The organism is Streptomyces lunalinharesii (assembly GCF_039532155.1).
GTDB classification, from domain to species: Bacteria; Actinomycetota; Actinomycetes; order Streptomycetales; family Streptomycetaceae; genus Streptomyces; species Streptomyces lunalinharesii.
The window spans coordinates 367,488-394,344 of sequence record NZ_BAAARK010000003.1; the positions used below are offsets into that span (position 1 = coordinate 367,488).

The window sequence follows — 26,857 nt, forward strand, 5'->3', positions numbered from 1 at the left end:
CCGGTCTGCACGGCGCCTGGCCCGCACACCAGGCCCGCCCGAGCCGCTTCGCCCTTCGACCCACGGGACGACCCACATGACCCACACCGCGACCCCCAGCAGCGGCGGCGACGTCCGTCTGCACCGGATCAGCAAAACGTACGGCTCCTTCACCGCCGTCCAGCCGCTCGACCTCACCATTCCGGCCGGGTCCTTCTTCGCGCTGCTGGGCGCCTCCGGCTGCGGCAAGACCACCACCCTGCGCATGATCGCCGGTCTGGAGGAGCCCACCACCGGGACGGTCGAACTCTCCGGCCAGGACGTCACCGCCCTGCCGCCCTACAAGCGGCAGGTCAACACCGTCTTCCAGAACTACGCGCTCTTCCCGCACCTGGACGTCTACGAGAACGTCGCCTTCGGCCTGCGCCGCCGCGGCGTCAAGTCCGTCAAGAAGCAGGTCGAGGAGATGCTCGACCTGGTCCAGCTCGGCCCGATGGCGCGCCGCAAGCCGCAGCAGCTCTCCGGCGGCCAGCAGCAGCGGGTCGCGGTCGCCCGGGCGCTGATCAACCACCCCGAGGTGCTGCTGCTGGACGAGCCGCTCGGCGCCCTCGACCTCAAGCTGCGCCGCCAGATGCAGCTGGAGCTCAAGCGCATCCAGACCGAGGTCGGCATCACCTTCGTGCACGTCACCCACGACCAGGAGGAGGCCATGACGATGGCCGACACCGTGGCCGTGATGAACGGCGGCCGGGTCGAACAGCTCGGCGCCCCCGCCGAGTTGTACGAGAACCCCGCCACCACCTTCGTCGCCAACTTCCTGGGCACCTCCAACCTCGTCCCGGCCGAGGTCGTCGAGGCCGGCGGCACCGAACTCGTCCTGAGCGCCGGCGGCACCACGCTCCGGCTGCCCACCCGGCGCTGTAGCACCCCGGCCCGCAAGGGCGAGCAGGTGCTGGCCGGCTTCCGCCCGGAGAAGGTCGCACTGGCGCACGCCGACGACGCCGCGGCCATCCCCGAGGGCCACAACCGGATCGCCGGCCGCGTGAAGATCGCCAGCTTCATCGGCGTCTCCACCCAGTACGTCGTCGACGTCCCCGGCGTCGGCGAACTCTCCGTCTACGAGCAGAACATCGGCCGGGACGGCCGCCTGGTCCCCGGCGCGGACACCGTCCTGCACTGGGAGCCGGAGCACACCTTCGGGCTCGACGCGGCGCAGGACATCCAAGCGGGCGCGGACCTCGACGAGGAGGCCGCATGACCGCCACCGCCACCCCCGCACCACCGGACGAGCAGACCGACGACGAGGCGCTGCCGCTGCGCAAGACCCCGGCCCGCAAGCGCCTGGTGCCCTACTGGCTGCTGCTCCCCGGCATCCTCTGGCTGGTCGTCTTCTTCGCCGCCCCGCTCGTCTACCAGGCGTCGACCTCCCTGCAGACCGGCTCCCTCGAAGAGGGCTTCAAGCTCACCTGGCACTTCGCCACCTACTGGGACGCGCTGGCCGAGTACTGGCCGCAGTTCGTGCGCTCGGTCAGCTACGCCGCCGTCGCCACCGTGCTCTGCCTGGTGCTCGGCTACCCCCTGGCGTACCTCATCGCCTTCAAGGCCGGCCGGTGGCGCAACATCGTGATGATCCTCGTCATCGCCCCGTTCTTCACCAGCTTCCTGATCCGCACCCTGGCCTGGAAGACGATCCTGGCCGACGGCGGCCCGGTGGTCGGCGCGCTCAACGCGCTGCACCTACTGGACGTCACCAGCGCCCTGGGCATCACCGAGGGGCACCGGGTGCTGGCCACCCCGCTGGCCGTGGTCTGCGGTCTGACCTACAACTTCCTGCCGTTCATGGTCCTGCCGCTCTACACCTCGCTGGAGCGGATCGACCCGCGGCTGCACGAGGCCGCCGGCGACCTCTACGCCCGCCCGGCCACCACCTTCCGCCGGGTCACCTTCCCGCTCTCCATGCCCGGCGTCGTCGCCGGCACCCTGCTGACCTTCATCCCGGCCGCCGGCGACTACATCAACGCCGAACTGCTGGGCTCCACCGACCAGAAGATGATCGGCAACGTCATCCAGTCGCAGTTCCTGCGGGTCCTGGACTACCCGACCGCCGCCGCGCTCTCGTTCCTCCTCATGGCGGCCATCCTCGCCATGGTCACGCTCTACATCCGCAAGTCCGGGACGGAGGATCTGGTCTGATGGCGGCAACCGACACCCCCGCGCAGGACCCGACCGCGACCACGGCCCCGGCCGGTGCACCGGCCCGGCGGCCCGGCCGCGGCAGGGGCCTGCGCTGGCTGCGCCGCAACCTCGTCACCCTGGCGGGACTGGCCACGCTGGCCTACCTGATCCTGCCGAACGTCGTGGTGATGGTCTTCTCCTTCAACAAGCCCAACGGGCGCTTCAACTACCAGTGGACGCGGTTCTCCACCGACGCCTGGACCGACCCGTGCGGCGTCGCCGACATGTGCGGCTCGCTCGGGCTGAGCCTGGAGATAGCCGTCTGGGCCACGGTCGGCGCGACCGTCCTCGGCACCATGATCGCGTTCGCGCTGGCCCGCTACCGCTTCCGCGCCCGCGCGGCCGTCAACACCCTGATCTTCCTGCCGATGGCGATGCCCGAGGTGGTCATGGCCGCCTCGCTGGCGACCCTGTTCCTCAACATGGGCATCCAGTTCGGCTTCTGGACGATCCTGATCGCGCACATCATGTTCTGCCTGAGCTTCGTCGTCACGGCCGTCAAGGCCCGCGTGATGAGCATGGACCCGCGGCTGGAACAGGCCGCCCAGGACCTCTACGCCACCCCGGTGCAGACCTTCCTGCGGGTGACGCTGCCGATCGCCGCCCCCGGCATCGCGGCCGGCGCCCTGCTCTCCTTCGCGCTCTCCTTCGACGACTTCATCATCACCAACTTCAACGCCGGCTCCACCGTGACCTTCCCCATGTTCGTCTGGGGATCGGCACAACGGGGCACACCCGTTCAAATCAATGTCATCGGTACGGCGATGTTCCTGGTCGCCGTCCTGTGCGTGCTCGCCGGCCAGCTGGCCGGAGCCCGACGCAAGCACAGCAAGCGCAGCAAACGCAGCTAGAGGAGCTGAGAACCATGGCACGAGCTGCCATGCAGACCTCGGGGGCCGCCCCCGTCCACGCACTGGCCGACGCCGCCCGCACACCGTTCTGGCTGGAGGATCCGGCCCGGCCGGCCGCCGAACCGGCCCTCGTCGGAGACGAACGCTGCGACCTGCTGGTCGTCGGCGGGGGGTACTCCGGACTGTGGACCGCGCTGCTGGCCAAGGAGCGCGACCCGCAACGCGACGTCGTCCTCATCGAGGGCCAGGAGATCGGCTGGGCCGCCTCCGGGCGCAACGGCGGCTTCTGCGCCGCCTCCCTCACGCACGGCCTGGGCAACGGGCTGTCCCGCTGGCCCGGCGAACTGGACAAGCTGGAGGAACTGGGCGCCCGCAACCTCGACGCCATCGAGGACGCCGTCGCCCGCTACGGCATCGACTGCGACTTCGAGCGCACCGGCGAGATCGACGTCGCCACCGCCCCGCACCAGGTCGCCGAACTCCGCGAGATGGCCGACGAGGCCACCGAACTGGGCCTGACCGGACAGGAGTTCCTCGACCGCGACGCGGTCCGCGCCGAGGTCGACTCGCCGACCTTCCTCGCCGGCCTGTGGGACCGCACCGGCGTCGCCATGGTGCACCCGGCCAAGCTGGCCTGGGGCCTGAAGCGGGCCTGCCTGTCGCTGGGCGTGCGCGTCTACGAGCACACCCCCGGCACCGAGCTGTCCTCGCGCGGCCCGGGCATCGCGGTCCGCACCCCCTACGGCCGGGTCTTCGCCCAGCACGCGGCGCTGGCCACCAACGCCTTCCCGTCACTGGTCAAGCGGGTCCGCCCGTTCATCGCGCCGGTCTACGACTACGCCCTGATGACCGAGCCGCTCAGCGCCGAGCAGCTCGCCGCCATCGGCTGGAAGAACCGGCCGGGCCTGAGCGACAGCGCCAACCACTTCCACTACTTCCGCATCACCGCGGACAACCGGATCCTGTGGGGCGGCTACGACATCATCTACCGCTACGGCGGCGGCGTCCGGGCCGAGTACGACCACCACCCCGACACCTACCGCAAGCTCGCCCAGCACTTCTTCACCTGCTTCCCGCAGTTGGAGGGGATCCGCTTCACCCACACCTGGGGCGGCGCGATCGACACCTGCTCCCGCTTCTCGGCGTTCTTCGGCACCGCCCACGGCGGCCGGGCCGCGTACGCGCTCGGCTACACCGGGCTCGGCGTCGGCGCCACCCGCTTCGGCGCCGAGGTGATGCTGGACCTGCTGGCCGGGGAGCGCACCGAGCGGACCGAACTGGAGATGGTGCGCAGCAAGCCGCTGCCGTTCCCGCCCGAGCCGGTGCGCTCGCTCGGCATCGGCATCACGCAGTGGTCGATGACCCGCGCCGACGAGAACGGCGGCCGGCGCAACCTGTGGCTGAAGGCCATGGACAAGGTCGGGCTCGGCTTCGACAGCTGACCGACCGACCTCCCGACGCACGTCCGGGGCGGCCCACCGGCCGCCCCGGACGTGCGCGTTCTCGCCAGCGGGGCGCAGATTCCTTCCCGGACCCGTGTAAGGATCACCGGGCGCGCCCCTCTCCCCTGGTGACACGGCCCGCCCGGGCCGGAAACGGGAGGGGACGAGATGACCGCAACGGGGACGAACGCCGCGGTGGACTGGCTGGTGTCGGCCGCACCGGACCCCGACGCCTGCCGCCGTGCCTGGGAGCGCAACCCGCTCGGGGTGACGCTGCTGGAGGCCGGCCGGTGCTGGGACGTCCTGATCGTCGGGGGCGCCCTCGGCCGTCCCGCGCTGGAGGTGCTGGCCCGGGGCCGGGACCGCCCCGGACCCGTCCTGTCGGACTTCCGGGACGCCCGCACCGGCTTCTTCGTGCCGCCCGGCACCGCCGCCCGCTGGCTGGGCACCGGCGTCCGCGGCGCCGGCCCCGGCACCTGGATCGTGGTGCCGTACCCCGGCCGGGCCACCGGCGGCGTCCGCTGGCTGGTCCCGCCGGACGGCGCCGGGACGCTCACCGACCCGGCGGCGCTGGAAGGGGCGCTGCACGCGGCGGTGGCGGCCCGCGCCCGGGGCGCGTGAAGGCGCCGGACCGGACCGCATCGGACCGGACCGGACCCGTCAGTCCATTCCGGCACGGCGTTAGCGACGAGTTAGTGGATCATCAGCCGTCCCCGGCACCGTGGTGGGTGCGGGGCGAACGCCGCCCCGCACAACGGACTTCGAGGGGGACACCATGTCGCACCGCACCGCGCTCCGCAGGGGCCGCACCGTCGCCGCCGCCGGCCTGATCGCCGCCGCCGCTTTCGGCCTCACCGCCTGCAACGGCACCGGTGGCTCCACCGCCGCCCCGGCCGCGTCCGCCGCCGCCGACGACGGCTCCGGGAGCAGCACCGGTTCCGGGAGCAGCACCGGTTCCGGGAGCAGCACCGGTTCCGGCGGCGCGACGGGCGATTCCGGTCGCCCCGGCACCCCGTCCGCGCACGCCGGGGACGGTGCGGCCGCCGCGCCGGCCGGCGACGGCGCGGGGCGGGGCGGCGACCAGGTGGCCCGCTGCACCACCGACGGGCTGCAGGCCGGCTGGGGCTCGGAGGGCGGCGGCGTGCCGGACATGAAGAGCGACCAGCAGCAGACCGTCGCGGTGTGGCTGAAGAACATCAGCGGCTCCCCCTGCCGCATCTCCGGCTTCCCCGGCGTCCAGATCAAGGGCACCGACGGCACCACCTGGGACCTGCGCCGCTCGGAGAAGGCGCCGCAGCCGAAGGTGCTGAAGCCGAACGCGCACACCTCGTTCACCTTCTCCCTGCTGACCAGCACCCGCGGGGACGACCGCAAGGTCGAGCCCGGCCAGGTCCTGATCACCCCGCCGAACGAGAAGAAGCACTTCCTGCTCCAGTGGCCCTACGGCGGCGCCATCCTGGACCAGTCCGGCGCCACCCACCCCGGCACCTTCGTCAACCCCGTCAACGTGCCGTAACCGCGCCGACCGGGCCCCAGGGCACTCCTGACGGCTCTCCGCACCGCGTCCGTCCACGGAGATCCACGGAGATCGGTGGAGATCAGTGGAGATCGGTGGAGATCGGTGGAGATCCGTCAGGAGCGCCCCGACTCATCGATGGTGCGGCCGGTGGCGCGGACCCGTCCGCCCCACCGGCCGCACACCACGCACCACAGCGGCAACAGCACCCCCGCCAGGCACCAGCCACCGAGCACGTCCAGCGGCCAGTGGTAGCCCTGCCGCACCAGCCCCAGCCCGACCCCCGCATTGAGCAGCACGGTCCCCGCCGCGCCCAGCCAGGCGCCGGGGGACGCGGCCGCCTTCCGGCCGTCGGCCCGCCGCTCTAGCCGGTGCGTCCGCCGCGCCGCGCCCGCCCGGAGCAGCAACAGCGCCACCAACCCGTAGGCGACGGCCGCCGTCGCCCCGTGCCCCGACGGGAAGAACCCCTCGTGCGACCCGGCCATCTCAGGCGGCCCCGGCCGGTCCAACCACACTTTGAAGGGCACGACGAGCGCCGGCACGGCGGCCAGGGTCACCAACGCGGCGACCGGCGGCAACCACGCCCGCCGGCGGGCGCCCGCCGCACCCCCCGCTCCCCGGTGCAACCGGCACCCGGCCCACACCGCCACCAGCAGCAACACCGGTAGCGCCACCGAGGTGTTGCCGAGGTCGGCGAGGAACTGCGCGGGCGGCCGGGGCACGGCGCTCGTGGCCACCGCGCGACCGAGCCGCTCGTCGAGCCCGCGCACCGCGCCCCGGGCCGCCACCTGCCAGGTGACCAGCGCGAACAACAGCGCACTGCACAACGTGACCAGCCCGTACCGCCGCGCCGCCACCCCTTCCGCACTCCCCACGCCACCCAGCTCCCCGGCACCACCGGTACCACTAAGACGACCAGACCCACCGGAGCCGAACGACCCACCGGAGCCGTACGCCCCATCAGAGCTGTACGACCCACCAGAGCCGTACGCCCCACCAGACTCACCAGAACCACCGGAGCCGGCCGACCCGCCAACGCGGCACCGCCACGGCTGCCACCCACGCCACCGCATCACGCGGAACACCCCCCACACCGCATCACGCGCCCCACTCCAACACACCGCACGTCCACGCCCCGCACCCGCACCGCGCTGCACACCGAACGAGGAGCCCGGAGCGCCGGTTCCCGGAGCCCCGGCCGCCGGAACGCAGGAATCCGGACACGAAAATGCGGCCGCTCCGGAACAGGGGGGTGGTTCCGGAGCGGCCGCGCGGACCGGTGCCGCGCGCCCCGGGGGGTCTGGGGCGGGCGGACATCCGATCGGTGAGGATTCCCGGGATCCCCGTGACAGGGGTCCGGTGGTGTGCGCGAGGGCACGGCCAGGTCGAAGCCAGGCAAGCGCCGACCGGGCATCACCCGCAGTCCCCTACGGGTGGGTGTTTCTCTCATCTGCAGAAACCGTACGGCACCCGGAGCGCGCCCCGTAAGCCGCATCACGCGCCCGCCATTGCCCCCGCACATCTTCTTCACGCGCCCCGCGGCCGGCTCCGTTCCGCCCCGCCGCGACCGCTTCCCGCCCCTGCGCGAGCGGCGCCGACGGACGGGGCGCGGCCCGGGACGCGGTCCGCACCGCGCCCCGGGCCGCGCCCGGAAGATCCTGCTCGCGTGCGCCCTGGGACGCGGACGCTCAGAGCGTGCCGAAGGCCGTCTCCAGGATGTCCAGGCCCTCGTTCAGCAGGTCCTCACCGATCACCAGCGGCGGCAGGAACCGCAGCACGTTGCCGAACGTGCCGGTCGTCAGGACCAGCAGGCCCTCCTGGTGGCACGCCTTGGCGAGCGCCGCGGTGACCTCCGGGTTGGGGTCCTTGGAACCCGACTTGACCAGCTCGATCGCGATCATCGCGCCGCGACCGCGGACCTCGCCGATGACGTCGAACTTCTCCTGCATCGCGGTCAGGCGGCCCTTCATGACCTCCTCGATGCGCTTGGCCTTGGCGTTCAGGTCCAGCTCGCGCATGGTCTCGATCGAACCGAGCGCGGCGGCGCAGGCCACCGGGTTGCCGCCGTAGGTGCCGCCCAGGCCGCCCGCGTGCGCGGCGTCCATCATCTCGGCGCGGCCGGTGACGGCCGCCAGCGGCAGACCGCCCGCGATGCCCTTGGCGGTCGTGATGAGGTCCGGCACGATGCCCTCGTCCTCACACGCGAACCACTGGCCGGTGCGGCAGAAGCCGGACTGGATCTCGTCGGCGACGAAGACGATGCCGTTTTCCTTCGCGAAGTTCGCGATGGCCGGGAGGAAGCCCTTGGCCGGCTCGATGAAGCCACCCTCACCGAGCACCGGCTCGATGATGATCGCCGCGACGTTCTCGGCGCCGATCTGCTTGGTGATCTGCGTGATCGCCTGGTCGGCGGCCTCCTGCGCGCAGTTCTCCGGACCGGTCAGCCAGCGGTAGGGGTAGGCCAGCGGCACGCGGTAGACCTCGGGCGCGAACGGGCCGAAGCCGTGCTTGTACGGCATGTTCTTCGCGGTCAGCGCCATCGTCAGGTTGGTCCGGCCGTGGTAGCCGTGGTCGAACACGACGACCGCCTGGCGCTTGGTGTACGCCCGGGCGATCTTGACGGCGTTCTCGACCGCCTCCGCACCGGAGTTGAACAGCGCCGACTTCTTGGCGTGGTCGCCCGGCGTCAGCTCGGCCAGCTGCTCACAGACCTCGACGTACGTCTCGTACGGCGTGACCATGGCACAGGTGTGGGTGAAGTCGGCGAGCTGCGCGACGGCCCGGCGCACCACGGCCTCCGCGCTGTTGCCGACCGAGGTCACCGCGATGCCGGAGCCGAAGTCGATCAGGGAGTTGCCGTCCACGTCCTCCAGGACACCGCCGCCCGCGCGCTTGACGAAGACGGGCAGCACCGCGCCGACACCGGCGGCCACGGTCTCCTGCTTGCGGGCCCACAGCTCCTGCGACTTGGGGCCGGGGATCGCGGTGACGACGCGACGCTCCTGGGGGAGGGCGGGGCCTCCGGACAGTTCGGTCATGGCAGTCTCCTGGGGGTGGAACACGGACGTACAGAGGTCTTGTTCTCGCAGGTTAGGGGCGGTGGGCCGGGTCTGGCATGTTCCGTTCGGGAGAAGTGTGCGTGTTGCGTTGTCCGCACCGGACATAGCCACGGGCCGCGGCCAGTAAATTGAGCGGCGGCGCGCCCGGCATGGGCACGCCCACCCGGGCATGACAACGACAGGCCGGCGAACCAACGCGGCAGGCCACGTCTCAAGGGGGACAAGGGGCACCGGATGGACACCGAGGGCACGCAGGACGCACAGCACACCGCCGCACCTCCGCCGTCCGCGGAGTGGCGCCCCGACCCCGCGGTGCCGCGGCCGGCCGCGCCGCACACCCCGCCGCGGCCCACCGCGCCGCCGGCCATGCCGACCGCTCCCGCCGCCGGGCCCGCCGGGGCGCCGCCGGCGCTGCTGACCTGGCTGCGCACGCCACGGCCGGCCGCGGCCCCGGGAATCTGGTCGTACGGGCACCGCCCGCGCGCGGTGAAGGAGCCGGAACGGATCCCCTTGCGGCAGCTGATCAGCGGAGCGGTGATCGCGGCGCTGTGCGGGTGGCTGCTGTGGTCGCTGTTGTGGAACGGCTATCTCGGCCCCTACTGGTACTGGCCGCTCCGGCTTCTGCGGCCGGATTCCTGGGCCGCGGCCCGGACGTCGGCGGACCGCACCGCGTTCATGGTGGTCACCAATGCCTACTACGGGCTGTGGATCCTCGGGATCGCTTTCTTCTTCGGCCGCCTGGGCCGCTGGCCCGAGCTGCTGCGCCGCGTTCTGGGGCCGGTGCTCCGCCGTCTTCGCGACCGCGCCCCCGCCGCGAAGCCCGAACCGGCCACCGACCCCGCGCAGTGGCCCGAACTCCGTGCCCACGGCGCCCCGGACGCCGCCGACAAGCTCGCCGCCGAGGCCCGGACGGGGGCGATGAACGACGTCGACGTGGCCCGCATCCGGCGTGCCTGGCGTTCGGTGCGCGCCGGCCGGAACTCCCTGGCCTCCTTCACCGACACCGTCCTGCGGCACGGCGCAGCGGCCTGCGCCCACCCCTCCGGCGCGCGCGACCTGGCCCACCGCACCGCCCAGCACGACCTGCTCGCCCACCAGGTCCGGATCGGCACCGCCGCCGACCACCCGCGCAATCCGTACCAGCACCGGGGCAGCGGCTGTGCGTTGGATCCCCGGGTGCTGGGCACCTCGCTGCTGGCCGTCGGGCCGGCCGGGAGCGGCAAGACCACCCGGTTGGTGCGCCCGGTGGTGGAGGCGATGTGCCTCCAGGCGCTGGCCGGGCAGTGCGCGGTCGTCGCCGTCGGCCCGGCCGGTTCGTCCCTCGGCCCCGACGGCGCCTTCGATGTGGTGGTGCGGATCGGCCGCCCGGATCCGGACTGCGACCTCGACCTCTACGGGGGCACCACCGATCCCGACGAGGCCGCCGGCGTCCTGGCGGAGGCCCTGGTCGGTGACCTTGCCGAGCAGCTCCCCGGGGGCGACAGCCGGCGCGCGGCGACCGCCCTGGCCCAGTTGCTCGGACCGTTCCGCGCCGCCCACGCGCGCTTCCCGACCGTGCCCGAGCTGCGCGAACTCCTGGACGGTGCGCCGCCGGCGATGGCCGCCCTGCGCACGGCCCTGGAGGCGGCCGGCGGACACCCGCTGCTGCGGGAACTCGACGCCCGCGCCCGCCAGTCGCAGCGCCCCGGTGACGTCGCCCTGCTGCTCGCCGACCGCATCGCGCTCCTCGACCGTCCCGCCTTCGCCGGCTTCTTCGACCCGACGGGAGCCACCCGGCAGGTGTCGCTGCGGTCCCTGGACCACCCCCTGCGGGTCCGCATCGAGCTGCCCGAACGCGGTCACGCCGAGGCGTCCCGGATCCTCGCCCGGTTGGTGCTGGCGCAGTTCACGGAGTGCGCGGTGGCGCGTGCCGACCGTTCCCTGTTCGCCTGCCTGGTGCTGGACGAGGCCGCGCACACCATCACTGCGGAGGCGTTGCGCGGTCTGCAGCGCCTCCGCTCCGCCCACGCTGGTGCGGTGCTGACCCTGCGTTCGCTGGACGACGTCCCCGAGACGTTGCGCAGCGCCCTGCTCGGCTCGGTGGGCTGTCGGATGGCGTTCGCGGGCGTCACGCCGTGGGACGGGGCGCCGTTCGCCGAGGTGTGGGGCAAGGAATGGGTGGAGACCCGCGATGTGACGGACCGTCAAATCATTGCCCACGGTGCGGGGATGAAGGCGTTCCACCTCGTCCGTCAGCTGGTCACCGGGAAGGCCGCCACCTCGAAGGCGATCACCGTCCGCACCGTCGAGCGCGAGCGCTGGTCCGCCTCGGACCTGGCGAACGCGCTTCCGGCCGGCCACGCCGTCCTCTCCGTCACCACGGTCGAGGGCGAGCACGCGCCTCCGGTGTTGATCGACCTCCGGCCCTGACCCGCCGTTCCGCTGCCCTTCGTGCGCGCCCTCGTCCCGCCCGCTCCACCGTCGCGGTCATGATCCGTCCGGGCGGTGGTGACGGGGCCGGGGAGGGGGCGCGTGCTCTGTGGGGACGGGGTCGGGTGGTGTGGGGGAGCGTCCCGTCCCCGAATGCGCTGCCCGGGAGTGTTCCCGAAACCGTCCGTTGAGGCAGAATCGGCATCAGCCGTTCATACGGGACGGCGTACGTGCCAGCCGTTCACACGGGCGGTGCAGACGATCGGCGGGAGTCGGCAGGGGGCCGGCAGGGTGACTCGGCCGCCGGTCGCGGTCCTGCCGTCCGCCGGAGCCTTCGAAGGTCTCATGCCGCACACCCTCGCCTCCCTGGTCAACCACACCGCGCTCAAGCTGACCGTGCTCGCGGGCGAGGACCGGCTGGACGCCCCGGTGCGGTGGGCGCACGCCAGCGAGCTGATCGACCCGGTGCCCTACATGGAGGGCGGTGAGCTGTTGCTGATCACCGCCCTGAAACTCGACGCGGAGGATCCGGACACCGCGGACCGGTACGTGCGGCGGGTCGCCGAGGCCGGTGTGGTCGGGCTGGGCTTCGCGGTCGGGGTGAACTACGAGGGGGTGCCGGAGGCGCTGGTCGAGGCGGCGCGCCGGCACCACCTGCCGCTGCTCGGGGTGCCCCGCCGGACGCCGTTCATCGCGATCAGCAAGGCGGTGTCGGCGTCCGTGGCGGCCGACCAGTACCGCGCGGTGACCGCCGGTTTCGAGGCGCAGCGCGAGCTGACCCGAGCGGCGCTCGGCGCCGAGGGACCGGCCGAGCTGCTGGCCCGGCTCGCGGCGCACCTGGACGGCTGGGCGGCGCTCTACGACGCCTCGGGCGCGGTGGTGGCGGCCGCCCCGGAGTGGGCGGCGCGCCGGGCGGCCCGGCTCGCGGAGGACGTGGCGCGGCTGCGGGAACGGCCGGCGCCGGCCAGTTCGGTCGTCAGCGACACCGACGGCGACGACCGGGTGGAGCTCCAGACGCTGGGCACCGGACGGCGGGCCCGCGGGGTGCTCGCCGTGGGGACCGGCGCGCCGCTCGGCACCGCCGAGCGGTACGCGGTGCACTCCGCGGTCGCCCTGCTGACACTGACCACCGAACGCTCCCGCGCGCTCCAGGACGCCGAGCAGCGGCTGGGCGCCGCGGTGCTGAAGATGCTGCTGGCGGGCGAGCCGGACCACGCCCGGGCCGTGGCGGGCCGGCTCTACGGAGGGCTGCTGGACGCCCCGTTCCGGGTGGTGGTGGCCGAGCCGGTGCCCGCCGACGACCAACCGTCCGCCGCCGGCAAACTCCCGCCCGCTCTCGAACCGGGCGGATCCCCGTCGTCGGGCGCCGGCGCCGGGCCCGTCCTGGACGCGCTCGCCGACGTCATGGAGTCGGCCGCCGCCCGTAGTGGCGAAGCGGTCCTCGCGGTACCGGACGCCGGCCGGCTGATCGTGCTGGTCACGGACGGCGGTGCGGCGGCGGACGCCTGCACCGCGTTCGCCGCCGCGGCCGAGGCGCGGCTCGGCGCCGGCGCGGGGGCCCGTCCGCGCGGCCGCAACGGCCGGGTCGGCGCCGGCCGCGAGACCGAGGGGCTGGCGGTGGGGCTCTCCGCGCCCACCGGGCCGATGGCCGCCGCCAACGCCTACCGCCAGGCCGAACAGGCGCTCTCCGTCGCCCGCCGCCGCGGCCGCGCCCTTGTGGAGCACGAGGACGTGGCGGCCGGCTCGGTGCTGCCGCTGCTCGCGGACGACGCGGTGCGGGCGTTCGCCGACGGGCTGCTGCGGGCGCTGCGCGAACACGACGCGACCGGACGCGGCGACCTGGTGGCCTCCCTGCGCGCCTGGCTGGCCCGGCACGGCCAGTGGGACGCGGCCGCCGCCGACCTGGGCGTCCACCGCCACACCCTGCGCTACCGGATGCGGCGGGTGGAGGAGATCCTCGGCCGCTCGCTGGATGATCCGGACGTCCGGATGGAGCTGTGGCTGGCGTTGAAGGCCACGTCGTCCCCGGCGGGGGAGTAGACGACACGCCCGGGCGGGGAGCGCCGCAGCCGACCGCGGTCGGCTGCCCCGACGGACCCTCCGCGCACGGCGTCCGGCTCCCTCGCAGCCCCCTCGCAGCCCCCGCGCGGCCCTCCCGCGGACCGATCCGGGCCCCGTGGACTCCACCGCGGAGAGGCGGCCCCGCGGATTACGCCGCTTCGGACAAGCGCCACGAGGCCGCCGCGCCCCTACGGTGGGCTGCAGAGTCCTACGCCAAGCCGCTCCCAGAGCCGCGCGTGCACCACCCACCATCATGAAGGGCCGGGATCCACTGTGCCGAACACTGCTGCAGCCCCCACCGCCTTCTGGCTCGCCGGCCGCGAGGCCACCGGCGAGACCACCTTCGACGTCACCTCCCCCTGGGACGGACGTCACGTCGGCACGGTGAGCGTTCCCACCGAAGCTCAGGTCGAGGAGGCCGTCGCCGCCTCCGTCGCGGTCCAGGACGAACTGGCCGTGACCCCCGCCCACGTGCGGGCCGCCGCCCTGGACCACGTGGTGCGCGGGCTCGTGGAGCGCACCGAGGAGATCGCCCAGCTGATCTCCGCCGAGAACGGCAAGCCCATCAAGTGGGCCCGCGGCGAGGTCGGCCGCGCCATCTCGGTGTTCCGCTTCGCGGCCGAGGAGGCCCGCCGCTTCAACGGCGGCGAGGCGCAGCGCCTGGACACCGACGCGGGCGGCGCCGGCCGCCTCGCCCTGACCCGCCGCTTCCCGCGCGGCACGGTCCTGGGCATCGCGCCGTTCAACTTCCCGCTGAACCTCTGCGCCCACAAGATCGCCCCGGCCATCGCCGCCGGCGTCCCGATCATCCTCAAGCCGGCCCCGGCCACCCCGCTCTCCGGTCTCATCATCGGTGAGCTGCTCGCCGGCACCGACCTGCCCGCCGGCTCCTGGTCGATCCTCCCGGTCCCCAACGACCGCATGGAGGCGCTGGTCCAGGACGAGCGGCTGCCGGTCATCTCCTTCACCGGCTCCGACACGGTCGGCTACGCGATCCTCGACTCGGTGCCGCGCAAGCACTGCACCCTGGAGCTGGGCGGCAACGGCGCGGCCGTCGTCCTGCCCGACTGGTCCTCCGAGCAGGACCTGGACTGGGCGGCGCAGCGCATCGCCACCTTCTCCAACTACCAGGGCGGCCAGTCCTGCATCTCGGTGCAGCGGGTCATCGCCGACGCCTCGGTCTACGACCGGCTGGTCGCCAAGGTCGTGGAGCGGGTCGAGGCCCAGGTGACCGGCGACCCGACCGACCCGGAGACCGAGGTCGGCCCGCTGGTCAGCGAGGCCGCCGCGCAGCGCGTGGAGTCCTGGGTGAACGACGCGGTCGAGCGCGGCGCCACGCTCCTCACCGGCGGCAAGCGCGACGGCGCCTCCTACGCGCCGACCGTGCTGGAGGACGTGCCGGCCGGCGCGACCCTCGCCACCGAAGAGGTCTTCGGCCCGGTGCTCACCCTCAAGAAGGTCGACGGCGTCGACGCGGCGTTCGCAGCCGTCAACGACTCCAAGTTCGGCCTCCAGGCCGGCGTGTTCACCCACGACGCCAGGACCGCCTTCCGTGCCCACCGTGCCCTGGAGGTCGGCGGCGTGGTGATCGGCGACGTGCCGTCCTACCGCGCCGACCAGATGCCCTACGGCGGCGTCAAGCAGTCCGGCGTGGGTCGCGAGGGCGTCCGCTACGCGATGGACGACTACACCTACGAGCGGGTCCTGGTCCTCACCGGACTGGACCTGTAGGCCGCCGGGAATTCCCGCGGCCGGGCGGGCCGGGTCCGTCGGCCCGCCCCGCACCCTCCGATCCGGCCTGGCTTGGTGGACAGCGACGGCCATCCCTCGGGCCGTACCGCCCGCCAGGTCCGGGCCGGCGCACCCCCCGGCGCCGGCCCCGTGCGCGGCGCGCTCCGGCACCCTGTTTCCGGAGCGCGCCGCGTCCCCCCGTCCGGCACTGGCCCCCCGCCGGACCGGACCTCCGACGCTACGGCCCCGCTCCGCCCCGGTTCCTCCTGACCGAGGCGGATGCGGGGCCTTGCCGTTGGGGGGAAGACCGCCGGCGCACGTACAACCAGCGCGGTATGCGGCCCCCCCCGCAGGGCCGGTACGGGGGTGCCGTGCGCACCCCGTCGGCCGGGCGGCCGGAGCCGCGACCGAACGCCTTCGCGGCCGCCCGTTCCCCCGCGCGCCGGGACGCGTCGGCGGGCGCCGCTCCGCTGGTGCAACCGGTGCAGATCGGGTACTTGTCACAAGTAGCACTGCCCGGCGGCCGACCGGTCCGTCGGCAGCACTCCCGATCCGCGGCGAGGTGAGTTCCCGATGACCGCTCCGTCCATCCGCAACGTTTCCGAACGCGAAGCACGTCAGGTCGCCGAGGCGGCCCGTGAGCAGGACTGGCACAAGCCCAGCTTCGCCAAGGAGCTGTTCCTGGGGCGCTTCCGGCTCGACCTCATCCATCCGCACCCGACCCCGGCCGTGGACGACGTCCGGCGCGGCGAGAAGTTCCTCGCCACGCTGCGGGAGTTCTGCGAGACGCAGGTCGACGGCGCCCGGATCGAACGGGACGGCCGGATCCCGGACGAGACCGTGCGGGGCCTGAAGGCACTGGGCGCCCTGGGCATGAAGATCGACCCCAAGTACGGCGGCCTCGGCCTCACCCAGGTCTACTACAACCGCGCGCTCGCCCTGGCCGGCTCGGCCAGCCCGGCGATCGGCGCGCTGCTCTCCGCGCATCAGTCGATCGGCGTACCGCAGCCGTTGAAGCTCTTCGGCACCCAGGAGCAGAAGGAGGCGTTCCTGCCGCGGCTGGCCCGCACGGACATCTCGGCGTTCCTGCTCACCGAGCCCGACGTGGGCTCCGACCCGGCCCGGCTGGCCACCGCCGCGGTGCCCGACGGCGACGACTACGTCCTCGACGGCGTGAAGCTGTGGACCACCAACGGCGTCGTCGCCGACCTGCTGGTGGTGATGGCCCGGGTGCCCGCCTCGGAAGGGCACAAGGGCGGCATCACCGCCTTCGTCGTCGAGGCCGACTCGCCCGGCATCACCGTCGAGAACCGCAACGCCTTCATGGGCCTGCGCGGGCTGGAGAACGGCGTCACCCGCTTCCACCAGGTGCGGGTGCCGGCCGCCCACCGCATCGGCCCCGAGGGCGCCGGCCTGAAGATCGCCCTGACCACGCTCAACACCGGCCGGCTCTCGCTGCCCGCGATGTGCGCCGGCACCGGCAAGTGGTGCCTGAAGATCGCCCGCGAGTGGTCCGGCGCCCGGGAGCAGTGGGGCCGCCCGATCGCCCAGCACGAGGCGGTCGGCGCCAAGATCTCCTTCATCGCGGCGACCACCTTCGCCCTGGAGGCGGTCGTCGACCTCGCGTCCCAGATGGCCGACGAGAACCGCAACGACATCCGCATCGAGGCCGCCCTCGCCAAGCTCTACGGCTCCGAGATGGGCTGGCAGATGGTCGACGAACTGGTCCAGATCCGCGGCGGCCGCGGCTTCGAGACCGCCGACTCCCTCGCGGCCCGGGGCGAACGCGCGGTCCCCACCGAGCAGATGCTGCGCGACATGCGGATCAACCGGATCTTCGAGGGCTCCACGGAGATCATGCACCTGCTGATCGCCCGCGAGGCGGTGGACGCCCACCTGTCCGTCGCCGGCGACCTGATCGACCCCGACAAGACCCTGGCCGACAAGGGCAAGGCCGCCGCCAAGGCCGGCGGCTTCTACGCCCGCTGGCTGCCCAAGCTCGTCGCCGGACCTGGCCAACTCCCGCGCACCTACGCGGAGTTCGGTGAACTCGCGGGCCACCTGCGGTACGTCGAGCGGACCTCGCGCAAGCTCGCCCGGTCGACGTTCTACGCGATGTCCCGGTGGCAGGGGAAGATGGAGACCAAACAGGGCTTCCTGGGCCGGATCGTCGACATCGGCGCGGAGCTGTTCGCGATGAGCGCGGCCTGCGTCAGGGCCGAGCACCTGCGGCTCACCGGCAGCCACGGCCAGGAGGCGCACCAACTCGCCGACGCCTTCTGCCGGCAGGCCCGGATCCGCGTCGAGGAACTCTTCCACCGACTGTGGACCAACACCGACGAACTCGACCGCAAGGTCGTCTCCGGCGTCCTCGGCGGCCGCTACACCTGGCTGGAAGAGGGCGTCGTCGACCCCAGCGGGGACGGCCCCTGGATCGCCGACGCCACCCCCGGCCGCACCACCAAGGACAACGTCCGCCGCCCTTACCAGTAGGGCGCGGCCACCTCGTACGGGCGGCCCGCGGGTCGCCCGTACGAGGTGCGGGCGCCCTCGGTGGCCGGGGCACCGCGCCGAGCGGCCACAATGGACCACATGACGGACACCCTCGCCCACCCGCACCTGCGCTTCGAGCCGGCCACCGGCGACCCGGCAAGCCCCCGGGAGATCGTGATCCTCGGCTCGACCGGTTCGATCGGCACCCAGGCCATCGACATCGTGCGGCGCAACCCCGACCGGTTCCGGGTCACCGCGCTCGCCGCGTCCGGCGGCCGGATCGAGCTGCTCGCCGAGCAGGCGCACCAGCTGCGGGTCGCCGCGGTGGCGGTGGCGCGCGAGGAAACCGCACCCGCGCTGCGCGAGGCGCTGACCGCCCACTACGGCGCGGGGGAGCCGCTGCCGGAGATCCTCGCCGGCCCCGAGGCGGCCACCGAGCTTGCCGCGTCGCCCTGCCACACCGTCCTCAACGGCATCACCGGCTCCATCGGTCTGGCCCCCACCCTCGCCGCCCTGAAGGCCGGCCGGGTGCTGGCGCTGGCCAACAAGGAGTCGCTGATCGTCGGCGGCCCCCTGGTCAAGGCCGTCGCCCGGCCCGGCCAGATCATCCCCGTCGACTCCGAGCACTCCGCGCTCTTCCAGGCGCTGACCGGCGGCACCCGCGCCGAGGTCCGCAAGCTGGTGGTCACCGCCTCCGGCGGCCCGTTCCGCGGCCGCACCCGGCGGGAACTCGCCGGCGTCACCCCCGAACAGGCGCTGGCCCACCCCACCTGGTCCATGGGCCCGGTCGTCACCATCAACTCCGCGACCCTGGTCAACAAGGGCCTGGAGGTCATCGAGGCGCACCTGCTCTTCGACGTCCCCTTCGACCGCATCGAGGTCGTCGTCCACCCGCAGTCCTACGTCCACTCGATGGTGGAATTCACCGACGGCTCCACGCTGGCCCAGGCCAGCCCGCCCGACATGCGGATGCCGATCGCGATGGGCCTGGGCTGGCCCGAGCGGGTCCCCGACGCGGCGCCCGGCATCGACTGGAAGAACGCGCGGACCTGGGAGTTCTTCCCGCTCGACCAGGACGCCTTCCCCTCCGTGCCGCTGGCCTGCCGGGTCGGCGAACTGGGCGGTACCGCCCCGGCCGTCTTCAACGCCGCCAACGAGGAGTGCGTCGAGGCGTTCCTCACCGGCGGGCTGCCGTTCACAGGGATTGTGGATACGGTCGCGGCAGTGGTCGACGAAGGACTGGCATCCGGAGTGGTGATGAAGCAGAGCCAGGACGGCACCCGCCCCGGCAGCGCGCCCGGTGACGGAACCTCCCTGACCGTCTCGGACGTCCTGCAGGCCGAGACCTGGGCGCGCGCCCGCGCCCGCGAACTGGCCGCCGCGGCGGCACGCACCCCCTCGGAGGTTCGCGCATGACGACCTGGATGACCATCCTCGGCATAGTCGTCTTCGTCGTCGGCCTGCTGTTCTCCATCGCCTGGCACGAACTCGGCCACCTCAGCACGGCCAAGATGTTCGGCATCCGTGTGCCGCAGTACATGGTGGGCTTCGGGCCGACGATCTTCTCCCGCAAGAAGGGCGACACCGAGTACGGCATCAAGGCGGTCCCGCTCGGCGGCTACATCCGGATGATCGGCATGTTCCCGCCCGGCGACGACGGGAAGCTCCAAGCCCGCTCCACGTCCCCGTTCCGCGGCATGATCGAGGACGCCCGCTCGGCGGCCTTCGAGGAACTCCAGCCCGGCGACGAGCACCGGCTCTTCTACACGCGCAAGCCCTGGAAGCGCGTGATCGTGATGTTCGCCGGCCCGTTCATGAACCTGGTCCTGGCCGTGGTGATCTTCATGAGCGTGCTGATGGGCTTCGGGATCAACACCCAGACCACGCAGGTCGGCTCGGTCTCGGACTGCGTCATCGCGGCCTCCGCCCAGTCCGACAAGTGCCCGAAGACCGCCAAGGACTCCCCGGCCAAGGCCGCGGGCCTGCGCGCCGGCGACAAGATCGTCTCCTTCAACGGCCACGCCGTCCCCGACTGGGGCACCCTCCAGGACCAGATCCGCCGGACCACCGGCCCGGCGACCCTCGTCGTCGAGCGGCACGGCGCCCGCCAGACGCTGCACGCCGACCTCATCGAGAACAAGGTCGCGAAGACCGACGGCCACGGCGGCTACGTCCCCGGCCAGTTCGTGAGCGCCGGCTTCCTCGGCTTCACCCCGGCCAGCGGCATCGTCCAGCAGTCCTTCGGCCAGTCCGTCGACCGCATGGGCACCATGGTCCAGCAGGGCGCCCAGTCGCTGATAAGCCTCCCCGGCAAGATCCCGGACCTGTGGAACGCGGCCTTCAACGGCGCCGAGCGCAAGCAGGACTCCCCGATGGGCGTGGTCGGCGCGGCCCGGGTCGGCGGCGAGGTCTTCTCCCTGCACATCCCGCCGGAGCAGCGGGTGGCCACCATGCTCTTCCTGGTCGCCGGCTTCAACCTCTCGCTGTTCCTGTTCAACATGCTGCCGCTGCTGCCGCTGGACGGCGGTCACATCGCCGGCGCCCTGTGGGAGTCGCTGCGGCGCGCCTTCGCCAGGGTCGTCCGGCGCCCCGACCCGGGCCCCTTCGACGTGGCCAAGCTGATGCCGATCGCCTACGTCGTCGCGGGGATCTTCGTCTGCTTCACCCTGCTGGTACTCGTGGCCGACGTGGTGAATCCGGTGAAGCTGACCTAGGCCGCGAACCCCGGCCGGGCCGCCGCGACCGTATGGGCGTGCCCGGCCACCCCCTTTCGTGGGGCATAAGGGTTCGATGTGCCTCCGGCAACCCCGGTGCCGTAGGCTCGATGACCGGAAGCCCGCCGAATCCGGGCCTCGATCCATACCTTGGGGTTGCTCGCCAGATGACTGCCATCGCACTGGGAATGCCGGACGTGCCGACCAAGCTTGCCGACCGCCGGGTCAGCCGCAAGATCCAGGTCGGTACGGTCGCCGTGGGCGGAGACGCACCGGTTTCGGTGCAGTCGATGACGACCACCCGGACCTCCGACATCGGCGCGACGCTCCAGCAGATCGCCGAGCTGACCGCCTCCGGCTGCCAGATCGTCCGGGTCGCCTGCCCCACCCAGGACGACGCCGACGCGCTCTCGGTGATCGCGAGGAAGTCGCAGATCCCGGTGATCGCCGACATCCACTTCCAGCCGAAGTACGTCTTCGCCGCCATCGACGCCGGCTGCGCCGCGGTCCGCGTCAACCCCGGCAACATCAAGCAGTTCGACGACAAGGTCAAGGAGATCGCCAAGGCGGCCTCCGACGCCGGCACCCCCATCCGGATCGGCGTCAACGCCGGCTCGCTGGACCGGCGCCTGCTCCAGAAGTACGGCAAGGCCACCCCCGAGGCCCTGGTCGAGTCGGCCCTGTGGGAGGCGTCCCTCTTCGAGGAGCACGGCTTCCGCGACATCAAGATCTCGGTCAAGCACAACGACCCGGTCGTGATGGTCAACGCCTACCGCCAGCTCGCCGCCCAGAGCGACTACCCCCTCCACCTCGGCGTCACCGAGGCCGGCCCGGCGTTCCAGGGCACCATCAAGTCCGCGGTCGCCTTCGGCGCGCTGCTCAGCGAGGGCATCGGCGACACCATCCGGGTCTCGCTCTCCGCCCCGCCGGTGGAGGAGGTCAAGGTCGGCATCCAGATCCTGGAGTCGCTGAACCTCCGCCCCCGCCGCCTGGAGATCGTCTCCTGCCCGTCCTGCGGCCGCGCCCAGGTCGACGTCTACAAGCTCGCCGACGAGGTCACCGCGGGCCTGGAGGGCATGGAGGTGCCGCTCCGCGTCGCCGTCATGGGCTGTGTCGTCAACGGCCCCGGCGAGGCCCGCGAGGCCGACCTCGGCGTCGCCTCCGGCAACGGCAAGGGCCAGATCTTCGTCAAGGGCGAGGTCATCAAGACCGTCCCCGAGTCGAAGATCGTCGAGACCCTCATCGAAGAGGCCCTGAAGATCGCCGCCCAGATGGAGGCCGACGGCGTCGCCTCCGGCGAGCCGGTCGTCACCGCCGCCGGCTGACCGCCGCCGCACCGCGCGCGCCCGCATCCCGCGCCTTACGAGCCCCGCCGCCCGCCCCGGGCAGCGGGGCTCGTGCCCGTCGTTCCAGGAGCCCGGGTGGTTCCCGGCCGGTGGAGGTACAGTGCCAGGACCCGCTCCGCCTGGCCTCCCAGGCCCCGTAACGGTGAGGCTTTCCGACACGTGCTGACGACCACCACCATCAAGGTCCTCGAACCGGGAGAGCTCGACGCGGCACTCACGGTCCTGGACCGCGACCCGGTCGCCAACGCCTTCGTCGCCGCCCGGGTGCAGGTGGCCGGGCTCGACCCCTGGCGGCTCGGCGGCGAGATGTGGGGCTGGTACGTCGGCGGCCGGCTGGAGTCCCTGTGCTACGCCGGCGCGAACCTCGTCCCCGTCTGCGCCACCCCCGAAGCCGTCCGCGGCTTCGCCGAACGCGCCCGCCGCCAGGGCCGCCGCTGCTCCTCCATCGTCGGCCCCGCCGGCCCCACCGCCGCGCTCTGGTCGCTGCTGGAACCCCACTGGGGCCCGGCCCGCGAGATCCGAGCGAACCAGCCGCTGATGGTCACCCGCGCCCCGTCCGCCGACGTCGCCCCCGACCCGTACGTCCGGCGGATCCGCAAGGACGAACTCGACCTGATCATGCCCGCGTGCGTGGCCATGTTCACCGAGGAGGTCGGCATCTCGCCGCTCGCCGGCGACGGCGGACTGCTCTACCAGGCGCGGGTCGCCGAACTCGTCGGCGCCGGCCGCTCGTTCGCCCGCATCGAGGACGGCACGGTGCTCTTCAAGGCCGAGATCGGCGCCGCCACCCCGCTGGCCTGCCAGATCCAGGGGGTCTGGGTCGACCCCGCGCACCGCGGCAAGGGGTTCTCCGAGACCGGCATGGCCGCCGTCCTGCGCTACGCCCTGAACGACGTCGCCCCGGCCGTCAGCCTCTACGTCAACGACTACAACGCCGCCGCCCGCGCCGCCTACCGCCGGGTGGGCTTCGCGGAAGTCGGCGCGTTCATGAGCGTACTTTTCTGAGCCGCCGCCTTGTACCCTCCGAGCATGGATGACGTCGCGGTCGGCCCCTTGGACCTCGCTGCCCGCGTGGACGACGCGCTCGCCGTCCAAGCCCTCGCCTTCGGGCTCAACGACGACGAGATCGCCGTCCGCCGCCACATCGTGCTGCGCCACCTGGGCTGCCTCGGCGCCCGCGCCCTCGGCGCCACCACCCCCGCCGGCCGGCTCGTCGGCTTCGTCTACGGCATGCCCAACGACCGCGCCCACTGGTGGTCCACCGTCGTCGAGCCGTACCTGCGCTGCCAGGGCCTGGACAAGTGGCTCGACGACTCCTTCGTCATCACCGAACTGCACGTCCACCCCGCGTACCAGAACCACGGCATCGGCCGCACCCTGATCACCCGGATCACCGACGGGGCCACCGAACCCCGCAGCATCCTCTCCGCCATCGACACCGACAGCCCGGCCCGCGGCCTGTACCGCTCCCTCGGCTACCAGGACATCGCCCGCCGGGTCCTCTTCCCCAGCGCCCCCACCCCCTACGCCGTCATGGGCGCCCCCCTCCCGCTGAAGCGCACCTGACCGCACGGCGGAAAACCCGACGACGTGGGCCGCGGTCCCGCGCAGCGGATACGCATTTCCGTGCTGGACGCCCCGGCGGCTAACCTCCAGGGAGTCACCTTTCTTACGCAGGAGAAACTCCCATGGCCAACGCCGCACAGGTCCAGCGCATGTCCCGGTTGATGTTCAAGACACTGCGCGACGACCCGGCCGACGCCGAGGTGCTCAGCCACAAGCTCCTGGTGCGCGCCGGTTTCGTGCGGCGCACCGCCGCCGGTGTCTGGTCCTGGCTGCCGCTCGGCAAGAAGGTCCTCGCCAACGTCGAGCGGGTCGTGCGCGAGGAGATGGACGCCATCGGCGGCCAGGAGGTCCTGCTGCCCGCCCTCCTGCCGAAGGAGCCCTTCGAGGCGACCGGCCGCTGGGAGGAGTACGGCGCCGAGCTGTTCCGCCTCAAGGACCGCAGGGGCGGCGACTACCTCCTCGGCCCCACCCACGAGGAGATCTTCACCCAGCTGGTCAAGGACCAGTGCACGTCCTACAAGGACCTGCCGGTGATCCTCTACCAGATCCAGACCAAGTACCGCGACGAGGCCCGCCCGCGCGCCGGCATCCTGCGCGGCCGCGAGTTCCAGATGAAGGACTCGTACTCCTTCGACACCGCCGACGAGGGCCTGGCCGAGTCCTACGCGCTGCACCGCGCCGCCTACCAGCGGATCTTCGAGCGCCTGGGCCTCGACTACCGCATCTGCGCCGCCACCGCCGGCGCCATGGGCGGCTCCAAGTCCGAGGAGTTCCTCGCCCCGGCCGCGGCCGGCGAGGACACCTTCGCCGACTGCCCCCAGTGCGACTACGCGGCCAACACCGAGGCGATCACCTACGCCCTGACGCCGGTGGACGCCGCCGACGTGCCCGCGCTGGAAGAGGTCCCCACCCCGGACACCCCGACCATCGAGACGCTCGCCGCGCACCTCGACGTGCCGGCCTCCGCCACCCTCAAGAACCTCCTGGTCAAGGTGGACGGCGAGATCGTGGCCGTGGGCGTGCCCGGCGACCGCGAGGTCGACCTGGCCAAGGTCGAGGCGCACTTCGCCCCGGCCGCCGTCGAACTGGTCACCGCCGAGGACTTCGTCGGCCGCGACGACCTCGTGCGCGGCTACGTCGGCCCGCAGGGCCTGGAGAAGGTCACCTACCTCGCCGACCCCCGCGTCGCCCCCGGCACCTCCTGGATCACCGGCGCCAACAAGGAAGGCGTGCACGCCAAGAACGTCGTCGCCGGCCGCGACTTCGAGGTCGACGCCTACGTCGACGTCGTCGTGGTGCAGGAGGGCGACCCCTGCCCCAACTGCGGCACCGGCCTCAAGCTGGACCGTGCCATCGAGATCGGCCACATCTTCCAGCTGGGCCGCAAGTACGCCGACGCCCTCCACCTCGACGTGCTCGGCCAGAACGGCAAGCCGGTCCGCGTCACCATGGGCTCGTACGGCATCGGCGTCTCGCGCGCCGTCGCCGCGCTGGCCGAGCAGCACGCCGACGACAAGGGCCTGTGCTGGCCGGACGAGGTCGCCCCGGCCGACGTCCACGTCGTCGCGGCCGGCAAGGCCAAGCAGACCGAACTCGCCCTGGAGGTCAGCGACCAGCTCGCCGCCGCCGGCCTGCGGGTCCTGGTCGACGACCGGCCCGGCGTCTCGCCCGGCGTGAAGTTCACCGACGCGGAGCTGATCGGCGTGCCGACCATCGTCGTCGCCGGCCGCCGCGCCGGCGAGGGCGTCGTCGAGGTCAAGGACCGCCGCACCGGCGAGCGCGAAGAGCTGACGGTCGAGGAGGCCGTCGCCCGCCTCGGCGCCTGAGCGCACACGGCGACGGGCCGGCCGGGGCACCCGCCCCGCCGGCCCGTCGCCGCACCACCCGACCCGCTACACGTAGGTCGCGAACTCCAACAGCGACTCGCCGCGCCGCCGGTCGCCCGCCGCCGACTCCCGCAGTCCCGCGCGCACCGCCCGGTACAGCGTCCAGCCGCGCAGCCGCTCGCGGTCCACGTCCAGCGAGTCGGCCAGCTTCGCCACCCGCCGCCGGGCCGCCGCGGCCGCGCCCGAGCCGGCCAGCAGGTCCTCGAACCGGTCCAGCACCAGCCGCGCCAGGTCGTAGGCCCGCTCGCCGACCAGCGGCGACGGGCCCACCGTCAGCCACGGCACCCGCTCCCCGGCCAGCACCTTCCCCTGCCGGAACGCGCCGTGCAGCACGAACTCCTCGGCCGCGCCGGCCGGTAGCGACCCGCCCAACTCCAGCGCCTCGTCGACCAGCGGCCCGGCACCCACCGGCTCCCCGGCCGCCCGCAGCCCCGGCGCGTCCGCCGCGGTCCGCTCCGCCACCGTCGCGAACGGATGCTCCGCCGGCGGCGCCACCCACAGCCGGCGCACCGTGCCGGCCGCCTCCAACAGGGCCTTGGCCTCCGGCAGCGACCGCAGCGACACCGACCCCTGCAACCGCTCCAGCAGCAGCGCACCGCCCGCCTCGTCGGCCCGCAGCAGCCGCACCGCACCCCAGCCGTCCCAGACGCGCAGCGCCGCTGCCTCCTGTACGGCGGCCCGGCCCGGCACCGGGAACTTCAGCGCCGCCGGCGTCCCGTCCTGCTGCCGCACGAACGCCACGAGGCTGCTGCGGCCGCCCGGAGCGTGCACCCGCTCCAGCGTCAACTCCCAGGCTTCCAGGCGCTGTTGGACCAGCTCCGGCAGCGCCGCCAGCCAGTCCCGTGCGGGGCCCTCCGGATCGCCGCCGAGCGCGTTCACCAATCGTTGCGGCGGTTGGATGGGTCCCGTTGCCATGCTGGAGCTGTCCTTTTCGTGGGGGAGTGGCCGTCGTGCCGGCCGGTCGTTCAGAGCGCGTCGGAATCGGCGCCCGCGGTACCCGACGGGGCGGGTGCCGCGGCCCGCTCCACGAGCCCAGGGAAGGCTACGCCGCTCCCTCGCCAGCGCACCGCCCGCACTGCCGCCTCGCGCAGCGCGGCCGCCGCCTCCGTACGGTGCGCACCGCCGGTGGCCCGGACCAGATCCGCGTAGACAGCCGCCACCCGGTCCTCCAACTCCGCCGCCAGCCGCGCCGCGGCGGCCGCGTCCGGCACCGGGAACGGCAGTGCGTAGGCGGCGGCCGCGGCCTGCGGCCTGCCGCCGAGGTCCCGCACGGCACGGTCCAGCGCGTCCCGCCGCGCCCGGTGCGCGTCGTATGCGCTCCGGGCCTCCGTGCGCCGGCCGGCGCCGATCCGCCCGCCGACCACGCCGTACCCGTACACCGCGGCGTGCTCGGCGGCCAGCGCGGCCTGCGTCGCGGTCAACGCGTCGCGGTCGCGAGCCTCCTCGCGCGGTGCGCCCGTCGTCGTCATACCCCGTTCCTTCTCCTTCTGCTGGGGCGCCCCGGCGAGGGCCGCGCGCCGTAGGTCGTCGCCGTGCCCGCCGCGGGGCACGGGCGCGGGGGAGTCCCCG

At 73.3% G+C, this 26,857-nt stretch carries 20 protein-coding genes; 16 read left to right on the forward strand and 4 right to left on the reverse strand.

Annotated elements, in window-relative coordinates; translation table 11 throughout:
- The first annotated feature begins 76 nt into the window (after positions 1-76).
- The 6 genes from ABD385_RS07600 (at position 77) to ABD385_RS07625 (ending at position 6,023) form a co-directional block, all read left to right on the forward strand.
- On the forward strand, positions 77-1,237 hold the full coding sequence (locus tag ABD385_RS07600) for an ABC transporter ATP-binding protein (protein ID WP_344574224.1): 1,161 nt from the start codon (positions 77-79) through the stop codon (positions 1,235-1,237).
- Positions 1,234-2,172, forward strand: a complete 939-nt coding sequence (locus ABD385_RS07605) for an ABC transporter permease (protein ID WP_344574225.1) — start codon at positions 1,234-1,236, stop codon at positions 2,170-2,172. The genes ABD385_RS07600 and ABD385_RS07605 overlap by 4 nt, the downstream gene beginning before the upstream one ends.
- Positions 2,172-3,065, forward strand: a complete 894-nt coding sequence (locus ABD385_RS07610) for an ABC transporter permease (RefSeq protein ID WP_344574226.1) — start codon at positions 2,172-2,174, stop codon at positions 3,063-3,065. Before ABD385_RS07605 ends, ABD385_RS07610 begins: the two co-directional genes overlap by 1 nt.
- A gap of 14 nt (positions 3,066-3,079) precedes the next feature.
- Positions 3,080-4,507 (forward strand): NAD(P)/FAD-dependent oxidoreductase, encoded by a 1,428-nt coding sequence (locus ABD385_RS07615; protein WP_344574227.1) that lies wholly within the window; start codon positions 3,080-3,082, stop codon positions 4,505-4,507.
- A gap of 168 nt (positions 4,508-4,675) precedes the next feature.
- Positions 4,676-5,128 carry a bifunctional DNA primase/polymerase gene (locus tag ABD385_RS07620; protein WP_344574228.1) on the forward strand — a complete coding sequence of 151 codons (453 nt, stop codon included), beginning with the start codon at positions 4,676-4,678 and terminating at the stop codon, positions 5,126-5,128.
- A gap of 154 nt (positions 5,129-5,282) precedes the next feature.
- The gene (locus ABD385_RS07625) at positions 5,283-6,023 is read left to right on the forward strand and encodes a DUF4232 domain-containing protein (RefSeq protein ID WP_344574229.1); all 741 of its coding nucleotides are present in this window, start codon (positions 5,283-5,285) and stop codon (positions 6,021-6,023) included.
- Positions 6,024-6,139: 116 nt separating this feature from the next.
- Here the strand turns inward: ABD385_RS07625 and ABD385_RS07630 are convergent, their stop codons facing one another.
- A complete protein-coding gene (locus ABD385_RS07630; RefSeq protein ID WP_344574231.1) occupies positions 6,140-6,898 on the reverse strand; it encodes a phosphatase PAP2 family protein in 759 nt (252 codons plus the stop codon).
- A gap of 813 nt (positions 6,899-7,711) precedes the next feature.
- The gene (gabT, locus tag ABD385_RS07635; RefSeq protein WP_344574232.1) at positions 7,712-9,061 is read right to left on the reverse strand and encodes a 4-aminobutyrate--2-oxoglutarate transaminase; all 1,350 of its coding nucleotides are present in this window, start codon (positions 9,059-9,061) and stop codon (positions 7,712-7,714) included.
- Between the two features lie 255 nt (positions 9,062-9,316).
- Here gabT and ABD385_RS07640 point away from each other — a divergent pair, with 255 nt between their 5' ends.
- The 10 genes from ABD385_RS07640 (at position 9,317) to ABD385_RS07685 (ending at position 25,228) form a co-directional block, all read left to right on the forward strand.
- Positions 9,317-11,491 (forward strand): type IV secretory system conjugative DNA transfer family protein, encoded by a 2,175-nt coding sequence (locus ABD385_RS07640; protein ID WP_344574233.1) that lies wholly within the window; start codon positions 9,317-9,319, stop codon positions 11,489-11,491.
- A 345-nt stretch (positions 11,492-11,836) separates the two neighbouring features.
- A complete protein-coding gene (locus ABD385_RS07645; protein WP_344574305.1) occupies positions 11,837-13,531 on the forward strand; it encodes a PucR family transcriptional regulator in 1,695 nt (564 codons plus the stop codon).
- A 294-nt stretch (positions 13,532-13,825) separates the two neighbouring features.
- Positions 13,826-15,283 (forward strand): aldehyde dehydrogenase family protein, encoded by a 1,458-nt coding sequence (locus ABD385_RS07650; protein WP_344574234.1) that lies wholly within the window; start codon positions 13,826-13,828, stop codon positions 15,281-15,283.
- A 573-nt stretch (positions 15,284-15,856) separates the two neighbouring features.
- A complete protein-coding gene (locus ABD385_RS07655; RefSeq protein ID WP_344574235.1) occupies positions 15,857-17,776 on the forward strand; it encodes an acyl-CoA dehydrogenase family protein in 1,920 nt (639 codons plus the stop codon).
- A 99-nt stretch (positions 17,777-17,875) separates the two neighbouring features.
- Entirely contained in the window at positions 17,876-19,192 is a 1,317-nt protein-coding gene (gene dxr / locus ABD385_RS07660; protein WP_344574236.1) for a 1-deoxy-D-xylulose-5-phosphate reductoisomerase, read from the forward strand.
- Positions 19,189-20,490, forward strand: a complete 1,302-nt coding sequence (locus ABD385_RS07665; RefSeq protein WP_344574237.1) for a M50 family metallopeptidase — start codon at positions 19,189-19,191, stop codon at positions 20,488-20,490. Before dxr ends, ABD385_RS07665 begins: the two co-directional genes overlap by 4 nt.
- Positions 20,491-20,657: 167 nt before the next feature.
- Positions 20,658-21,815, forward strand: coding sequence for a flavodoxin-dependent (E)-4-hydroxy-3-methylbut-2-enyl-diphosphate synthase (ispG, locus tag ABD385_RS07670; protein ID WP_016570719.1), 1,158 nt, complete (start codon positions 20,658-20,660; stop codon positions 21,813-21,815).
- Positions 21,816-21,995: 180 nt separating this feature from the next.
- A complete protein-coding gene (locus ABD385_RS07675; RefSeq protein ID WP_344574238.1) occupies positions 21,996-22,841 on the forward strand; it encodes a GNAT family N-acetyltransferase in 846 nt (281 codons plus the stop codon).
- A gap of 24 nt (positions 22,842-22,865) precedes the next feature.
- Positions 22,866-23,402, forward strand: coding sequence for a GNAT family N-acetyltransferase (locus ABD385_RS07680; RefSeq protein WP_344574239.1), 537 nt, complete (start codon positions 22,866-22,868; stop codon positions 23,400-23,402).
- A gap of 122 nt (positions 23,403-23,524) precedes the next feature.
- Positions 23,525-25,228 (forward strand): proline--tRNA ligase, encoded by a 1,704-nt coding sequence (locus ABD385_RS07685; RefSeq protein ID WP_344574241.1) that lies wholly within the window; start codon positions 23,525-23,527, stop codon positions 25,226-25,228.
- A 66-nt stretch (positions 25,229-25,294) separates the two neighbouring features.
- Here the strand turns inward: ABD385_RS07685 and ABD385_RS07690 are convergent, their stop codons facing one another.
- Positions 25,295-26,203, reverse strand: a complete 909-nt coding sequence (locus ABD385_RS07690; RefSeq protein WP_344574243.1) for an aminoglycoside phosphotransferase family protein — start codon at positions 26,201-26,203, stop codon at positions 25,295-25,297.
- Positions 26,204-26,253: 50 nt separating this feature from the next.
- Positions 26,254-26,757, reverse strand: coding sequence for a ferritin-like domain-containing protein (locus ABD385_RS07695; protein WP_344574244.1), 504 nt, complete (start codon positions 26,755-26,757; stop codon positions 26,254-26,256).
- Positions 26,758-26,857: the final 100 nt, after the last annotated feature.

What these genes read in the sequence shown, in the direction of transcription:
- ABD385_RS07610 (WP_344574226.1), top strand. Translation starts at nt 2,172, where the DNA reads ATGGCGGCAACCGACACCCCCGCGCAGGACCCGACCGCGACCACGGCC.
- ABD385_RS07690 (WP_344574243.1), bottom strand. Translation starts at nt 26,203, where the DNA reads ATGGCAACGGGACCCATCCAACCGCCGCAACGATTGGTGAACGCGCTC.
- ABD385_RS07605 (WP_344574225.1), top strand. Translation starts at nt 1,234, where the DNA reads ATGACCGCCACCGCCACCCCCGCACCACCGGACGAGCAGACCGACGAC.
- ABD385_RS07655 (WP_344574235.1), top strand. Translation starts at nt 15,857, where the DNA reads ATGACCGCTCCGTCCATCCGCAACGTTTCCGAACGCGAAGCACGTCAG.
- ABD385_RS07685 (WP_344574241.1), top strand. Translation starts at nt 23,525, where the DNA reads ATGGCCAACGCCGCACAGGTCCAGCGCATGTCCCGGTTGATGTTCAAG.
- ABD385_RS07620 (WP_344574228.1), top strand. Translation starts at nt 4,676, where the DNA reads ATGACCGCAACGGGGACGAACGCCGCGGTGGACTGGCTGGTGTCGGCC.
- ABD385_RS07600 (WP_344574224.1), top strand. Translation starts at nt 77, where the DNA reads ATGACCCACACCGCGACCCCCAGCAGCGGCGGCGACGTCCGTCTGCAC.
- ABD385_RS07645 (WP_344574305.1), top strand. Translation starts at nt 11,837, where the DNA reads ATGCCGCACACCCTCGCCTCCCTGGTCAACCACACCGCGCTCAAGCTG.
- ABD385_RS07615 (WP_344574227.1), top strand. Translation starts at nt 3,080, where the DNA reads ATGGCACGAGCTGCCATGCAGACCTCGGGGGCCGCCCCCGTCCACGCA.
- dxr (WP_344574236.1), top strand. Translation starts at nt 17,876, where the DNA reads ATGACGGACACCCTCGCCCACCCGCACCTGCGCTTCGAGCCGGCCACC.
- ABD385_RS07640 (WP_344574233.1), top strand. Translation starts at nt 9,317, where the DNA reads ATGGACACCGAGGGCACGCAGGACGCACAGCACACCGCCGCACCTCCG.
- ABD385_RS07665 (WP_344574237.1), top strand. Translation starts at nt 19,189, where the DNA reads ATGACGACCTGGATGACCATCCTCGGCATAGTCGTCTTCGTCGTCGGC.
- ABD385_RS07695 (WP_344574244.1), bottom strand. Translation starts at nt 26,757, where the DNA reads ATGACGACGACGGGCGCACCGCGCGAGGAGGCTCGCGACCGCGACGCG.
- ABD385_RS07625 (WP_344574229.1), top strand. Translation starts at nt 5,283, where the DNA reads ATGTCGCACCGCACCGCGCTCCGCAGGGGCCGCACCGTCGCCGCCGCC.
- ispG (WP_016570719.1), top strand. Translation starts at nt 20,658, where the DNA reads ATGACTGCCATCGCACTGGGAATGCCGGACGTGCCGACCAAGCTTGCC.
- gabT (WP_344574232.1), bottom strand. Translation starts at nt 9,061, where the DNA reads ATGACCGAACTGTCCGGAGGCCCCGCCCTCCCCCAGGAGCGTCGCGTC.
- ABD385_RS07680 (WP_344574239.1), top strand. Translation starts at nt 22,866, where the DNA reads ATGGATGACGTCGCGGTCGGCCCCTTGGACCTCGCTGCCCGCGTGGAC.